At 64.8% G+C, this 13,879-nt stretch carries 14 protein-coding genes and 1 tRNA gene; 4 read left to right on the plus strand and 11 right to left on the minus strand.

Translation table 11 applies throughout. The features are described from left to right. Positions 1-61: 61 nt before the first annotated feature. Complete coding sequence (guaB, locus tag CTA01S_RS05065) at positions 62-1,534, minus strand: IMP dehydrogenase (RefSeq protein ID WP_062192917.1); 1,473 nt, start codon at positions 1,532-1,534, stop codon at positions 62-64. 199 nt (positions 1,535-1,733) lie between these two features. Here guaB and CTA01S_RS05070 point away from each other — a divergent pair, with 199 nt between their 5' ends. Continuing rightward, positions 1,734-2,216, plus strand: coding sequence for a DUF4124 domain-containing protein (locus CTA01S_RS05070; protein ID WP_157451301.1), 483 nt, complete (start codon positions 1,734-1,736; stop codon positions 2,214-2,216). On the opposite strand, the gene CTA01S_RS05075 is transcribed toward CTA01S_RS05070, so the two are convergent. Continuing rightward, the gene (locus CTA01S_RS05075) at positions 2,217-2,540 is read right to left on the minus strand and encodes an RnfH family protein (protein WP_019562116.1); all 324 of its coding nucleotides are present in this window, start codon (positions 2,538-2,540) and stop codon (positions 2,217-2,219) included. After that, complete coding sequence (locus CTA01S_RS05080; RefSeq protein WP_019562117.1) at positions 2,527-2,979, minus strand: type II toxin-antitoxin system RatA family toxin; 453 nt, start codon at positions 2,977-2,979, stop codon at positions 2,527-2,529. Before CTA01S_RS05080 ends, CTA01S_RS05075 begins: the two co-directional genes overlap by 14 nt. 47 nt (positions 2,980-3,026) lie before the next feature. Between CTA01S_RS05080 and smpB the strand changes: the two genes are divergently transcribed. Next, complete coding sequence (gene smpB, locus CTA01S_RS05085) at positions 3,027-3,491, plus strand: SsrA-binding protein SmpB (RefSeq protein WP_019562118.1); 465 nt, start codon at positions 3,027-3,029, stop codon at positions 3,489-3,491. Positions 3,492-3,552: 61 nt separating this feature from the next. Here the strand turns inward: smpB and CTA01S_RS05090 are convergent, their stop codons facing one another. From CTA01S_RS05090 to CTA01S_RS05120, 7 genes are all read right to left on the minus strand, one after another. Further along, positions 3,553-4,755, minus strand: a complete 1,203-nt coding sequence (locus CTA01S_RS05090; RefSeq protein WP_062192927.1) for a trans-sulfuration enzyme family protein — start codon at positions 4,753-4,755, stop codon at positions 3,553-3,555. Positions 4,756-4,764: 9 nt separating this feature from the next. Next, on the minus strand, positions 4,765-5,664 hold the full coding sequence (locus CTA01S_RS05095) for an NAD(P)-dependent oxidoreductase (protein WP_062192931.1): 900 nt from the start codon (positions 5,662-5,664) through the stop codon (positions 4,765-4,767). Positions 5,665-5,693: 29 nt separating this feature from the next. Continuing rightward, complete coding sequence (gene rimO, locus CTA01S_RS05100; RefSeq protein ID WP_019562121.1) at positions 5,694-7,085, minus strand: 30S ribosomal protein S12 methylthiotransferase RimO; 1,392 nt, start codon at positions 7,083-7,085, stop codon at positions 5,694-5,696. 41 nt (positions 7,086-7,126) lie between these two features. Then, complete coding sequence (gene phaR / locus CTA01S_RS05105; protein ID WP_019562122.1) at positions 7,127-7,714, minus strand: polyhydroxyalkanoate synthesis repressor PhaR; 588 nt, start codon at positions 7,712-7,714, stop codon at positions 7,127-7,129. A 206-nt stretch (positions 7,715-7,920) separates the two neighbouring features. After that, positions 7,921-7,997 (minus strand) — tRNA-Val (locus CTA01S_RS05110). Positions 7,998-8,033: 36 nt separating this feature from the next. Continuing rightward, on the minus strand, positions 8,034-10,301 hold the full coding sequence (locus tag CTA01S_RS05115) for a RelA/SpoT family protein (RefSeq protein ID WP_084362304.1): 2,268 nt from the start codon (positions 10,299-10,301) through the stop codon (positions 8,034-8,036). Further along, positions 10,298-11,176: an alpha/beta fold hydrolase gene (locus CTA01S_RS05120; protein ID WP_019562124.1), complete on the minus strand. Its 879-nt coding sequence runs from the start codon at positions 11,174-11,176 to the stop codon at positions 10,298-10,300. Before CTA01S_RS05120 ends, CTA01S_RS05115 begins: the two co-directional genes overlap by 4 nt. Positions 11,177-11,248: 72 nt before the next feature. Here CTA01S_RS05120 and CTA01S_RS05125 point away from each other — a divergent pair, with 72 nt between their 5' ends. Beyond that, entirely contained in the window at positions 11,249-12,019 is a 771-nt protein-coding gene (locus CTA01S_RS05125; protein ID WP_062192940.1) for a 3-hydroxybutyrate dehydrogenase, read from the plus strand. A gap of 107 nt (positions 12,020-12,126) precedes the next feature. Here the strand turns inward: CTA01S_RS05125 and CTA01S_RS05130 are convergent, their stop codons facing one another. Beyond that, positions 12,127-12,834 (minus strand): SIMPL domain-containing protein, encoded by a 708-nt coding sequence (locus tag CTA01S_RS05130; protein WP_062192943.1) that lies wholly within the window; start codon positions 12,832-12,834, stop codon positions 12,127-12,129. 253 nt (positions 12,835-13,087) lie between these two features. On the opposite strand from CTA01S_RS05130, the gene ompR reads away from it, so the two are divergent. Then, positions 13,088-13,831 carry an osmolarity response regulator transcription factor OmpR gene (gene ompR / locus CTA01S_RS05135; protein WP_019562127.1) on the plus strand — a complete coding sequence of 248 codons (744 nt, stop codon included), beginning with the start codon at positions 13,088-13,090 and terminating at the stop codon, positions 13,829-13,831. Positions 13,832-13,879 lie beyond the last annotated feature (48 nt).

The following is a 13,879-nucleotide window of genomic DNA, read 5'->3' on the forward strand; positions in this document are numbered from 1 at the left end:
CCTGTTCTGAGAAGGAAAAAAGGCAGCACCGAGTGCTGCCTGTCTATGCCTGGGTCACCGATCATTCGACCCGGTAGTTCGGGGCTTCCTTGGTGATCTGTACGTCGTGGACATGGCTTTCGCGCATGCCGGCCGCGGTGATCTCGACGAACTCGGCCTTGCTGTGCATTTCGGGGATGGTGGCGCAGCCGCAATAGCCCATCGCCGCGCGCAGGCCGCCAGCCATTTGATAGATGATGGCCACCACCGACCCCTTGTAAGGCACTCGCCCTTCGATGCCCTCGGGCACGAGCTTGTCGGCATTGGGGTTGGTGGTTTCGTCGTTTTCCTGGAAGTAGCGGTCGGCCGAGCCGGCCTTCATCGCACCGATGGAGCCCATGCCGCGGTAGCTCTTGTAGCTGCGGCCTTGGTAGAGGATGACTTCGCCAGGCGCCTCTTCGGTGCCGGCAAACATGCCGCCCATCATGACCGAGCTGGCGCCGGCGGCGATCGCCTTGGCAATGTCGCCCGAGTATCGGATGCCACCATCGGCAATGATGGGCACGCCCGTGCCCCGCAGCGCGGTGGCCACATTGTCGATCGCGGTGATTTGAGGCACGCCCACGCCTGCCACGATGCGGGTGGTGCAAATGGACCCCGGACCGATGCCGACTTTGACGGCATCGGCCCCAGCTTCCACCAGGGCCAGCGCGGCCGCGCCGGTGGCAATGTTGCCGCCGATGACGTCCACATCGGGGTAATTTTTCTTGACCCAGCGCACGCGCTCGATCACGCCGGCGCTATGGCCATGCGCGGTGTCGACCACGATGACATCCACCCCGGCCTTGACCAGCAGTTCCACGCGCTCTTCCGTGCCCTCTCCCACGCCCACGGCTGCCCCCACGCGCAACTTCCCTTGGGAGTCGCGCGCAGCGTTCGGGAAATTGGTTTGCTTGGTGATGTCCTTGACGGTCATCAGACCGCGCAGCTCGAACGCATCGTTGACCACCAGCACACGTTCGAGCTTGTGCTTGTGCATCAGGGCCTTGGCTTCTTCGAGTGAGGCCCCCTCTTTGACGGTGACGAGCCGCTCGCGCGGGGTCATGATCTCGCGCACTGGCACGTCCATGCGGGTTTCGAACCGCAGGTCACGCCCGGTGACGATGCCCACCACGGTCTTGCCCTCGAGCACTGGAAAGCCAGAGATGCCGTGCTGATCGGACAAGGCCTTGACCTCGCGCACCGTGGTGCCCGGCGAGATGGTGATCGGGTCGCGCAGCACGCCCGATTCATAGCGCTTGACCTTGGCCACCTCGGCGGCCTGCTCACGCGCAGAGAGGTTCTTGTGGATGATGCCGCAGCCACCTTCCTGGGCAATGGCAATGGCCAAGCGCGATTCGGTGACCGTGTCCATGGCAGCGGACACCAAGGGCAGATTCAGGGAAATGTGACGGGTCAGGCGGGTGGCCAGCGAGGTGTCACGTGGCAGGACTTGGGAGAACGCCGGCACCAGCAACACGTCGTCGAAGGTGAGCGCTTTACCGAGGAGGCGCATGAGGAGAACTCCAGACGCAAAATGAAATTATACGGAACCCCCCTTGGTCCCTGGGCGCCCCGGGCGTGAGCCGCGCGAGCTGCCTCAATGTGTGCGATACGCCACGAACTGGGGTTCAAAGGCCGCGTTGGCCACGTCGCTGGCGCGGCCCAGGGATACACTTGCCGACATGGAAAAATCCACGAAATCCACGACTTGCATGCGGTGGGCTGGTGTGGCGCTGGCGTTGATGCTGGCGTCGGCTGGGCCGGTGTGGGCTCAGTGGAAGTGGAAGGACAGCAGTGGCAAGGTGCAGTACAGCGACCGTCCGCCACCGGCATCGGTGCCTGATCGCGACATCCTGCAGCGCCCCTCCGGGCCGCGCAGCATCGCCCCCCCTCCTGCCGAAGCGGCCCCCGCGCCGGCAGCAGCCGCCTCGGCGCTTGGCGTGGACAAGGATCTCGAAGCCCGTCGGCGCCAAGAGGAACAAGAGCGCGAAGCCAAAGCGCGCGCAGAGAAAGAACGCATGGCCCAAGTGCGCGCCGAGAACTGCACGCGGGCTCGCAATTACCTGCAAACACTGGAAAGTGGGGTGCGCCTCACCCGCACCAATGCGAAAGGCGAACGGGAGTTCCTCGGTGATGAGGCTCGCGCTGCCGAAGTCGCTCGCACCCGCGAGCTCATCGCCGCCAACTGTGATTGATCAGCGTGCGGGGCGACGCCGCCGCCCCGACGGCGCTTGTTGGCGGTATCGCAGCCGTCGCGCCTCTTTCGGATCGACCTTGAGCGGACGGTAGATTTCCACCCGATCACGCTCGCGCAAGGCATCGTCCAGCCCCGCCAAGCGCCCCCAGATGCCCACCCGGTGGCCGCCGGCGTCCAACAGCCCTTGGTGACGCTGCAGGATGCCACTGGCTTGCAGGGCGTGTCGCACGGTCGCCCCTTCGGGCAAGTCCAAACTCACCCGATCCACGCAGTGAGGCGCCGGGGCATAGACCACCTCGACCTTCATCTCAACGTGCCCCATAGACTTGCTCAGCACGCCGCACGAAAGAGTCCACGAGCGTATTGGCGATGCGGTCGAACACCGGGCTGACCAAGGCCTGCAGCGCCGTGCTGGAAAATGCGTAACGCAAGTCGAGCTCCACCTTGCACGCTGGCGGCCCAGACGGCCCACTGCCCAAGGGCAGAAAGCGCCATTCCCCGGCCAGTTCCGAAAACGGGCCGTCCACCAGTTCGACCACCACCAGTTCGGGGGCCTGGTGGGTGTTGCGTGTGGTAAAGGCATGATGCAAACCGGCGTAGCGCAGCGTCAGACGCGCTGTCATCTCATGCTCGGTTTCGGACAGGATCTCTGCCTTTTCGCACCAGGGCAAGAAGGCCGGATACTGTGCCACGCCGGTGACGAGCTCGTACATCTCGCGCGGCGAGTACCACAGCAGAACGGACTTCTTGACGTGCTTCATACAATGCCGGGATTGTAGTGAGCCGCGCAGACCCCACCGAACCTGTCATGTCGATCGTCGAAAACCGCAAAGCACGCTTCAACTATCACATCGAAGAACGATTCGAGGCAGGCATCGTATTGTCCGGCTGGGAAGTCAAGGCCATTCGCGCCGGCCAAGTGCAGCTCACCGATGGCTACGTCGTCATCAAGGATGGCGAGCTCTACCTGATCGGCTGCCGCATCAATGCCCTGCGCACGGCCTCCACCCACGTGCGCCCCGAGGCCGATCGCACCAAGAAACTGCTGATGCACAAGGATCAGATCCGGCGCCTCATCGGCAAGGTGGAACAAAAAGGCTATACCCTGGTGCCGCTCGATCTGCACTACAAAGGCGGCTTGGTGAAGGTCGAGATCGCGCTGGCCAAGGGCAAGCAATTGCACGACAAGCGTGAAGCCGAAAAAAAACGCGACTGGGAACGTGAAAAGGGACGCTTGATGAGACACAAAGTCTCATCACGTGCGAAGGATTGAGATTGAGCGCGCGGCGCAGCGGACCTTCTGCCAACAGGGGCGCCTGGAGAAACCGAAGGTCTCAGCGAGCGCCAAAGGCCGTGTCCTTGGCCTGCGCCAGGTCGGCGATGAGGTCATCCACCGCCTCCAATCCGATGCACAGACGCACCAGCGTGCCTTGGTAAGGCGTTGGCAAACGGCGCATGCTTTCGGCCCGATAGGGCACGGCCAAACTTACCGGCCCTCCCCAGGACCAGCCGATGCGAAACACTCTGAGCGCATCGACGAAGGCATCCCCCTGCGCCGGTGTGAATCGGGGGTCGAGCTCCACGGTCAACAGCCCAGCGGCCGCCGAACACAGTGACTGCCAATGCTCGTGCCCTGGTGAGCCCGGCATGGCCGGATGCAGCACGCGCACGAACTCGGGTTGCTCGCAGCACCATTGCGCGATACGCCGTGCCGCGCGATCCTGGGCGTGATAGCGCAACTCCAGCGTGGGCAACGAGCGCAGCACGGCTTCCACGTCATTGGCGCCCACGCCCAGACCCAGGCGGCTGTGGGCCCAGGCCAGGTTCTGATACAGACCGGCGTCGCGGCAGGCAATCGAGCCCATCAACACATCTCCCCCGCCCGAGGGGTATTTGGTCAAGGCATGCACCGTGAGGTCCACGCCCAGCCCCTCGCCCAACTCGAATGGCGCGAAAGCCAGCCCCGCGCCCCAGGTGTTGTCCAGGGCCACCACGGCTTGTGGCGCACGCTCTCGCACCAAGCGCACCAGAGCACGCAGGTCAGGAAACTCCAAGGTCACCGAGCCCGGCGCCTCCAGCCAGACCAGTTTGACTTCGTCAGACAGCACGGCCGCCAGCGATGAGGCATCCATCGGGTCGTACAGCCGGTGTCCAATGCCCCAATGTGCGAGCTCGTGCTGGGCGAAATTCAGGCTCGGTCCATAGACGTTGTCCGGCAGCACCACCACGTCGCCTTGGCGCAGCAGCGCCATGTCCACCGTGGTGATGGCCGACAAGCCACTGGGGGCCAGCAACACATGACGAGCGCCCTCCAGCGTGGCCAGGCGCTCTTCGAGCATGAAGGTGGTCGGTGTGCCATGCAGGCCATAGGTGTAAGCGCTCTTGTCGTCCCAGCGCCGCCGGCGCAAGGCCGCCACATTCGGAAAGAACACCGACGAGGCCTTGAACACGCCGGGCATGGTCGCATCGAACTCCGACGGCGGCCGATACGGATGGTGGATGAGCTCGGTGCTGCGGCGAGGGGTACGCTGAGTCATGGGCAAAGATCAGTATCCGAGTTGACGATCCACCAGGCGAGGCAAAGGGTGGCCGGTTTCGAGCGCTTCCAACCCTTCGATGAACTGGGCGACGATGGTGTCCACCGACGATTGCGCCGCGATGTGCGGCGTGATGATCAGATTCGGCGCATCCCAAAGGGGGGAGTCCGGCGGCAAGGGTTCGTGCACCTGCACGTCCAGCGCCGCAAAGGCCAGATGCCCACTGCGCAGTGCGGCCAGCAGATCCTCCTCGACCACATGGGCGCCACGGGCGATGTTGATGAAGGCTGCTCCGCGAGGCATGACCGCCAGCGCCGCCCGGTCGATCAGGCCGCTCGTCTGTGGGGTCAAGGGCAAGGCGCACACGACGATCCGGGCCTCGCGCAAGGCCTCGTGCAGGGGACGCCCTTGGCTGCGTCGCCATCCGTCCACCACGAAACCGCAAGCGCCGAGCATGCGCGAGATGGCCTGTCCGGTCGCCCCCTGCCCCAGCACACAGACACGGTGGCGGGCCGCGGCCATCGGGTGCCGCACCCACAGGCGTTCACGTTGCTGCTGCTCGTAGCGCGGCAGCTCACGCGCGTAACGCAAAGCCATGGCCGTGACGTATTGAGCGATGCCCAAAGCCTGGTCGGGGTCGATGATGCGTGACACGGGCACGCTGGCGGGCAACTCGGGCACCAGCAGCTTCTCCACGCCGGCGGCCACGGAACAGACCCAGCGCAGACGAGACATCGCCTCGGCCACGCCGGCGGGAAACCGCCAGCCAAGCACCACGTCGGCATCGGCCCATTGGGACGCCGGCTGCTCACGTGACCAGACCGTCAACTCATCGTGTGGCCGCAAGCGACGCAAAGCTTCGACATAGGGCTCGGCCGACAGAGGGTGGGTCAGCAGAAGGATTTTCATGGCCCCCCAACCTTAGCCGCAACATCTGTTCAGAGGGGCTGGCCAATCAGGTCATGCCCCTGCGTGCCGACGATCAGGGCCTGCGTGAACTCGCCAACCTTCAGCGTGCGTGAAGCCTTTTGTGGCGGCAGCAACCGCACCGTGCCATCGATCTCGGGCGCATCGGCATAGCTGCGCCCCACCCCGCCCTTGCGACCCAACGCCGGGGCAGCGTCCACCAGCACTTGCATGGTGGCACCCACGCGCTGTTGCAACTTGGCGGTGGACACGGCCTCGGCCACGGCCATGAAGCGGGCGCGCCGCTCCTGGCGCACGGCATCGGGCACGGCGCCGGGCAGCTCATTGGCCGCGGCGCCATCGACCGGAGAATAAGCAAAGCAGCCGGCTCGGTCGATCTGCGCCTCGCGCATGAAGTCCAGCAAGTATTCGAACTCGGCCTCGGTCTCGCCTGGGAAGCCCGCGATGAAGGTCGAGCGGATGACGATCTCGGGGCAGATTTCGCGCCAACGTCGGATGCGTTCGAGGTTCTTTTCCCCGCTGGCCGGACGTTTCATGCGCTTGAGCACATCCGGGTGCGCATGTTGGAAGGGCACGTCAAGATACGGCAGGATGCGGCCTTCGGCCATCAGCGGCACGATGTCGTCCACATGGGGGTAGGGATAGACATAGTGCAGCCGCACCCAGGCACCATGCTCGGCGGCCAGATCGCCCAGCGCCTGCACGAGTTCGAGCATGCGAGTACGCAGGGGTTTGCCGTCCCAGAAACCCGTGCGGTACTTCAGGTCCACACCGTAAGCGCTGGTGTCCTGGCTGATCACCAACAGTTCCTTCACCCCAGCCTCGAACAGTCGCCGCGCCTCGTTGAGCACGTCGCCGATGGGCCGCGAGACCAAATCGCCACGCATGCTGGGGATGATGCAGAAGGTACAACGGTGATTGCAGCCTTCGCTGATCTTGAGGTAAGCGTAATGTCGGGGGGTGAGCTTGATGCCGGTGGGCGGCACCAGATCGACGAAGGGGTCGTGGGGCTTGGGCACGTGCCGGTGCACGGCATCCAAGACCTCCTGGGTGGCATGCGGCCCGGTGACGGCCAGCACCTTGGGATGCACTTCTTGCACCAGGTTGCCGCCGCCCTGCCCGGCGCGGGCGCCCAGGCACCCCGTGACGATGACCTTGCCGTTTTCGGCCAAAGCCTCGCCGATGGTGTCGAGGCTTTCCTTGACCGCCTCATCGATGAAGCCACAGGTGTTGACGATCACCAGATCGGCGCCCTGAAAGGTTTTGGAGGTCTCGTAGCCTTCGGCGCGCAGTTGGGTGAGGATGAGCTCGGAGTCCGTCAGCGCCTTGGGGCAACCCAGGCTGACGAAACCAATTTTGGGGGGAGAGGCGGTGGCAGCCACCGCCGGCGAGTCTTGCGTCATGGGCGAATTTTCGCCGATCCGCCCGCCCCGGGCCCGCGGCCTCAGCGCTTGGGGGGACCGAAGCCGGGGAACCCCGGCGGCATCAGCGTTTCGGCCTGCTTTTGCATTTGGGCTTGCAGCTGCTCAAAGAGCGTCTTGGACTGCTCGAGATAGCTGTTCATCAGCCCTTGCACCATGGGCGCTTGCACGCTCATGAACTGTGTCCACATCTCCGGCGAAAAGCCCTTGCCTTCGACCATGCCGCGCGACTGTTCGGCAAAGCGCTTTTGCATGTTGACGAAGGCTTCGATGCTCTTTTCGAGATAGGCCCCCATCATGCCCTGCATCGCGTTGCCGTAGACACGGATGATGTCGGCCAGCATGTGAGTCGAAAACATGGGCACGCCGCCGGACTCTTCCTCCAGGATGATTTGCAGCAGGATGCTGCGGGTGAGGTCCTCGTTGGTCTTGGCATCGCGCACGATGAAATCTTCCCCGGCCAAGACCATTTTTTTCACATCGGCCAGCGTGATGTAGCTGCTGGTGGCCGTGTCATACAGGCGACGGTTGGGGTATTTCTTGAGCGTGCGCAACTGCGGGGCTGCGCCACCACTTGCCGAAGGCGAGGCGCCACGTTTGGCCTGTGCCATGAGGGTCTCCAACTACCGAACAGGTGCACGACAGTGCACTGCAAAATTCATTCTAGGGGGCCACCCTGTGAGAACCGCAAGGGGGTTTCCCCACGGTATGCACGCCTGTGTGCGCAACTCGCCACGCTTTGCGGCCATGGGCGGCGCAATGAAAGCGGCCCAATGAAAAAGCCCCGCAGGAATCACTCTGCGGGGCTTTGCGTGTTTGGTAGGCGCGATTGGACTCGAACCAACGACCCCCACCATGTCAAGGTGGTGCTCTAACCAGCTGAGCTACGCGCCTAAGAAGCTCGATACTATAGCATGTTTTTCGGCAGGTTCAGCGTCGTCGGGCTCGCCGCACCCCTTGGACCTGCGCCACCGCGCCCAGCACCTGGTTCAGACGTGCGGAATCGGCCACCTCCACGGTGAAGGTCATCCATGCGGTGCCGCGCACGGTTTGCGTATTGACGCCGATCACGTTCATCTTCTCCTTGGCGAACACCTCGGAGATGTCGCGCAGCAAGCCCTGACGATCGACGGCTTCGACCGTGACATCCACGGGATAGACGGGAATCTTGTCACCCGTGGGTTGCCCCCAGGCCACGGCGATCACCCGCTCTGGGTGGCGGCCGGCAATCTGCCGAAAGGTCGAGCAGTCGGCCCGATGCACCGCCACCCCCTTGCCCTTGGTGACATAGCCTCCGATCGCATCGGGCGGCGCGGGCTTGCAGCAGCGCGCCAGCGTGGTCAGCAAAGACTCCACGCCCACGACGAGCACCCCGCCCTTGCTGCTGCTGGATGCACTGCGGGGCTTGCGCAAAGCGATCTGATCGTCGGCGGTGGGCCCTGGCTCGGATGGACGCAGCAGGTTCTCGATGTGGCGCAGCGAGTACTCGTCTTTACCGACCACATCGAACAAGGCCTCGGCGTTGCGAAAGCCCAGTTGCGTGGCCAGGTCCTCGAGCTTCATTGCGGTGCGCCCCTCCCGTTGGAGGAGCTTCTCCACCAGCTCGCGTCCGCGGGCGATGGTTTGTTGTTGCGCCAGCGCATTGAACCAGGCGCGCACTTTGGCCTTGGCCCGTGCGCTGCGCAAATAGCCCAGCTCAGGGTTGAGCCAATCCATCGAGGGGCCGCCTTCTTTGGCCGTGAAGACTTCCACGGTCTGACCGCTTTGCAGCGGCGTGTTCAACGGCACCATCACGCCATCGACCCGGGCTCCCCGGCAGCGGTGGCCCAAGTCGGTGTGCACGGTGTAGGCAAAGTCCACCGGCGTGGCACCAGCCGGCAGCTCCACGATGGCCGCTTGGGGCGTGAACACGTAGATGCGATCGTCGAAGACGGCGCCGGAAGTCTCGGCCGCCTGACCGACGAAATCGCGTTCCCAGGCCAGCAGTTGGCGCAGCACGGCCTTGCGGGCTTCGGCCACCTGGGCTTCGAAATCGCCTGCCGCGCTGACCCCCGCGTACCCACGAGTGCCGGCCTCTTTGTAGGCCCAATGGGCAGCCACGCCATGCTCGGCATGCTCGTGCATGGCCTGGGTGCGGATTTGAATCTCCAGACTGCGCCCCTGATCGTCATAGACCACGGTGTGCAGCGACTGATACCCATTGGCTTTGGGCTTGGCGATGTAGTCGTCGAACTCCTCGGGCAGCGGACGGTACAGCTCATGAACCAGACTGAGCACGGCGTAGCAGTCGGGCACGCTGCGCACGATGACACGCAAGGCGCGCAGATCGTAGACATGGTCGAAATCGAGCTGCTTGCCCCGCATCTTCTTCCAGATGCTGTAGATGTGCTTGGGCCGACCCTGCACTTGCGCGTCGATACCGTGCTCGCGCAGCTGGGCGCTCAAGCGCCGACGCGCCTGCTCGACCACCTGCTCACGCTCGATGCGCTTTTCGTCGAGCTGGCGGGCAATGGCCTTGTACTGGTCGGGCTCGAGGAATCGGAACGACAGATCCTCGAGCTCCCATTTGATCTGCCAGATGCCCAGCCGATTGGCCAGGGGCGCGAACACGTGCAGCGATTCGCGCGCGAGCACCAGCGGACATTCGCGCTTGGATTGCGCGTAATAGCGCAAGGTCTGCAATCGCGAGGCCAAGCGCACCAGCACCACGCGCAGATCGCGCGAGAACGCCAACAGCATCTTGCGCACACGCTCGGTCTGCTCGGCTCGCATGTCCTCATCGACCAAGGCATCGCGGGCGTTGCGCTGGATCTGCACCAACTTGCGCGTGGCGGCCACCAAGCTCGCGTAAGACGGGCCAAAAGCCTTGCCGATCACCTCCTCGGGCTTGTTGAGGTATTCGCTCACGTAGACGAGGTACACCGCGGCCTGCAGCGATGGCGAAGCCCCGATGGCCCGCAGGATCGAGGCCACACCATGGGCATGGTCCAGCGCGTCCTCGCCCGTGTCGAGCCTTTGGCCGGCCAGCAGGGGCTCGGCAAAGGCGCGCGCGCGCTCCAAGCGCGCCACTTCCTGGGCCAGGGCTTCGGCCGCGTCAGCCCCACGCGGCACGGCGGCCGCAGACGGCGCATCCATCTCGCCGGCCAGTTGCACGATGGGCGCGGCATGCTCGGCCGCGTCCTGAGACATGGTCTTCATGCTGAGGTCAGAAACTCCCGGACCACGGCCACTTGAGCCGGGTCCACCAGCGTGGGCGCATGGCCCACGCCCTCGAACTCCACCACTTTGGCCCGCGGCCCGCGCTCGGCCATGGCCTGGGCCGTCTGGCGCGTCAACAAGTCCGACTGCGCACCGCGCAGCACCAGCGTGCGCGTGCGCAGGCTGTCATAGCGCTGCCACAGCATGGCCTGTGCCGCGGCGGCCATCTCCGGGGTGGCGGCATGGAATGGCACCGCGATCTTCGGGTCGTAATGCGGGATGTAGCCCACGCCCTGCTCATCTTCGATCCGGCGCAACATGGGGCGCGTCAGGGCCAGCCACTGCTCGCGCGTGTGCGGGCCAAAGCCTTCGGAGATGGACAGAAAGTAGTCGGCAGCGGCCTCCACCGTCTCGAAACGTGGGACCTGCCCCACGTAGCTGCCAATGCGCGCCAGCGCCGCCGGCTCGATCGTGGGGCCCACGTCGTTGAGCACCAAGGAGCGCACTGGCGAGCCCTTCAGCGAGGCCAAGCCCAATCCGATGAGCCCGCCCATCGAGGTGCCGACCCAGTCCACCGTCTCGGCGCGCAGGCGCGCCAGCAAAGTCACCATGTCGGCCACATAGGTCGGAATCTGGTAGCCCATCGGGTCGTCGAGCCAGTCCGAACGCCCGCGGCCCACGACATCGGGACACACCACGCGATAGTGGTCGCACATCGCTTGCGCCAGCACATCGAAGTCGCGGCCCTGGCGTGACAGCCCATGCACGCACACCAGCACCCGGCCGTTGGACGGGTCGCCCCACTCCCAGTAGGCCATGCGGTGCAGTCCGTGAGGGTCCAGACATTGCACGAAATCAAGGCGTGGCTGCGTCATCGGGGCATTCCTCTCTGATAATCCAAGCGCTTGTCGCCGATTCTCCCTGAACCTTAGCAAAGAGGACTCTGTATGTTGAAAGGCAAGACCGCCCTGGTCACGGGTTCGACCAGCGGCATCGGCTTGGGCGTGGCCTTGGCTTTGGCACGTGAAGGCGCCGACGTGATACTCAATGGTTTCGGCGACGTCGAAGGTGCGAAGGCCGCGGTGGAAAAGACCGGTGTGCGGGTGGGCTATCACGGGGCCGACATGAGCCAGCCAGCGCAGATCGCCGAGATGATGGCCTACGCCCAAAAGGATTTCGGCGGCGTGGACATCCTGGTCAACAATGCCGGCATCCAGCACGTGGCTGCAGTGGAGGACTTCCCGCCCGAGAAGTGGGATGCCATCATCGCGATCAACCTCAGCTCGGCATTTCACACCACCCGGCTGGCCTTGCCGCACATGAAGCAGCGCAACTGGGGCCGCGTGATCAACGTGGCCTCGACCCATGGCTTGGTGGCCTCGGCACAAAAGTCGGCCTATGTGGCCTCCAAGCACGGGCTCGTGGGCTTCACCAAAGCCGTGGCGCTGGAGACGGCCACCACTGGCGTGACGGTCAATGCGATTTGTCCCGGCTGGGTGCTGACCCCCTTGGTGCAGAAGCAGATCGATGCCCGCGCCGCCCAAGGCGGCATCCCCGTGGAGCAGGCCCAGCGGGAACTGCTGGGAGAAAAGCAGCCTTCGCTGCAATTCACCACGCCCGAGCAATTGGGAGCGCTGGCCGTCTTCCTGTGCTCCGCGGCGGCCGACAACGTCCGCGGCGTGGCCTGGAACATGGACGGCGGCTGGGTGGCCCAATAAGCGCGGAAGGCGCGCCCCATCGGGCGCTGGGCCGGCACACGGTCGCACGCCCGGCTCGGCCCGGTCCTGGAGCCCGATCGCATGAACCGGCGCGTGCCGGCGGGGCCTTACTTCAACGTCACGCTGCCGCTGACGGTCACCGTCACGAGCGCTTTACCGGCCTCCACCGGCACGGGGGCCGCTTCGGCGGCCGTCACGTCGGCTTTGGCGCGCATCATCATCGGCCACGGGGTCACCCCGGGCTCCGAGGTCGAGACGCTCACTTCCCGCAGCTCATAGCCCCGAAAGCCAAACAACTCGGCCAGCTCCTGCGCCCGGGCTCGGTAGCGTGCCACGGCCTGGGCTTGCACGGCCGCCTCGTGCCTTTCGCGGGCCTGACGCGACAGCCCCTGCGAGACGCGGGCCACGCTCAGCGTCTGGATGCGGGCAGCCGTTTGCGTGATGCGCGCCCAATCCGTGCCTTCGAGCACCAGCTCGGCCGTGCCCTGCCAGCCCGCGATTCGCCCTTGGCTGGCATAGCGCGGGTAGATCGAAAACTGACCGGTGCGCACATCCATCGCGCCGGGCTGGGCGGCAGGCCGGGCCTGGGCCAGAGCCGCTTCCACGGCCTGCTGCAGCGCCTTTTGAACCGCCGCCGCCTCGCCGGCTTCGCGCGTGGTGTTCAGGGTCAGACTCAAAAAGTCTTGCGGAACTTCCATGCTGGCGCTGGCAGAAAAACTCACCACTTGGGCCGGCGGCACCGGCTGGGCCAGCGCCCCGGAGCTCAGCAAGACCGCAGCGAGGTACAGGCCGGGCCAAACGACATGCTGCTTCATGGATTCCTTTCCTGGAGGGGCAAGACACTGTGAATGTAGGAGGCTAACGCAAGCCGGTGCGGCCAAGACGACCACCCGTGCCGCCCACGCAGGGATGGGACGGCGCAGGACCCGCCCTTCACCCGCTGACGCACAGGGTTTTGCGGTCGCGGTTCCCCCGAGTGGCAATATTTGTAACACTTGGTCAAAACGGCACTTTTTCGCGACTGCGCAACCCCACAATCCCGCTTTGTTACAAATTCGGGAGTCCTCGATGACCACAACCCCTCAGACCCCCGCCCCCCGTCCCGACCAGATCGTGGTGGTGGATGACGATGCCCGCATCCGTGACCTGCTGCGCCGATATCTCACTCAAGAAGGCTTCGAGGTCTTCCTGGCCGAGGATGCCAAGGCCCTGAACCGGGTGCTGACGCGCGAAACCGTCGATTTGATCGTGCTGGATCTGATGTTGCCCGGCGAGGATGGTTTGTCGATCTGCCGCCGGCTGCGGGCGGCCAATGATCAAACGCCCATCATCATGCTGACGGCCAAGGTCGAGGATGTCGACCGCATCGTCGGCTTGGAAGTCGGGGCCGACGACTATTTGCCCAAACCCTTCAACCCGCGCGAGCTGCTGGCGCGTATCCATGCGGTGTTGCGTCGGCGTCCGGCCATGGAGGCCCCAGGTGCGCCGACCAAGGAGCCGCAGACCGTGGTGTTCGGCCCCTTCGAGTTCGACTTGGCTCAGCGCCGGCTCACGAAGGATGGTGAGGCCATCCCGCTGACGACCGGCGAGTATTCGATGCTCAAAGCCTTGGTTCGTCATCCGCGCCAACCGCTGTCGCGTGACAAGCTGGCCCAACTGGCGCGGGGCCGAGAGTTCGAGCCCTTCGATCGCAGCCTGGACGTGCAGATCTCGCGCCTGCGCAAGATGATCGAACCCGATCCGGCCCAACCCCGCTATATCCAGACGGTGTGGGGGGTCGGCTATGTGTTCGTGCCCGACGGAAACGCCTGAACCTGCCCTCATCACCCAGGCACGCCAGACCCCTGGGTCTGGCGTTTT

This window comes from Caldimonas taiwanensis NBRC 104434 (assembly GCF_001592165.1).
GTDB classification, from domain to species: domain Bacteria; phylum Pseudomonadota; class Gammaproteobacteria; order Burkholderiales; family Burkholderiaceae_C; genus Caldimonas; species Caldimonas manganoxidans.

Bases quoted from the DNA above. Each gene is read 5' to 3' on its own strand.
- guaB (WP_062192917.1), bottom strand. From the start codon at position 1,534: ATGCGCCTCCTCGGTAAAGCGCTCACCTTCGACGACGTGTTGCTGGTG.
- CTA01S_RS05070 (WP_157451301.1), top strand. From the start codon at position 1,734: ATGCGGTGGGCTGGTGTGGCGCTGGCGTTGATGCTGGCGTCGGCTGGG.
- CTA01S_RS05075 (WP_019562116.1), bottom strand. From the start codon at position 2,540: ATGGGGCACGTTGAGATGAAGGTCGAGGTGGTCTATGCCCCGGCGCCT.
- CTA01S_RS05080 (WP_019562117.1), bottom strand. From the start codon at position 2,979: ATGAAGCACGTCAAGAAGTCCGTTCTGCTGTGGTACTCGCCGCGCGAG.
- smpB (WP_019562118.1), top strand. From the start codon at position 3,027: ATGTCGATCGTCGAAAACCGCAAAGCACGCTTCAACTATCACATCGAA.
- CTA01S_RS05090 (WP_062192927.1), bottom strand. From the start codon at position 4,755: ATGACTCAGCGTACCCCTCGCCGCAGCACCGAGCTCATCCACCATCCG.
- CTA01S_RS05095 (WP_062192931.1), bottom strand. From the start codon at position 5,664: ATGAAAATCCTTCTGCTGACCCACCCTCTGTCGGCCGAGCCCTATGTC.
- rimO (WP_019562121.1), bottom strand. From the start codon at position 7,085: ATGACGCAAGACTCGCCGGCGGTGGCTGCCACCGCCTCTCCCCCCAAA.
- phaR (WP_019562122.1), bottom strand. From the start codon at position 7,714: ATGGCACAGGCCAAACGTGGCGCCTCGCCTTCGGCAAGTGGTGGCGCA.
- CTA01S_RS05115 (WP_084362304.1), bottom strand. From the start codon at position 10,301: ATGAAGACCATGTCTCAGGACGCGGCCGAGCATGCCGCGCCCATCGTG.
- CTA01S_RS05120 (WP_019562124.1), bottom strand. From the start codon at position 11,176: ATGACGCAGCCACGCCTTGATTTCGTGCAATGTCTGGACCCTCACGGA.
- CTA01S_RS05125 (WP_062192940.1), top strand. From the start codon at position 11,249: ATGTTGAAAGGCAAGACCGCCCTGGTCACGGGTTCGACCAGCGGCATC.
- CTA01S_RS05130 (WP_062192943.1), bottom strand. From the start codon at position 12,834: ATGAAGCAGCATGTCGTTTGGCCCGGCCTGTACCTCGCTGCGGTCTTG.
- ompR (WP_019562127.1), top strand. From the start codon at position 13,088: ATGACCACAACCCCTCAGACCCCCGCCCCCCGTCCCGACCAGATCGTG.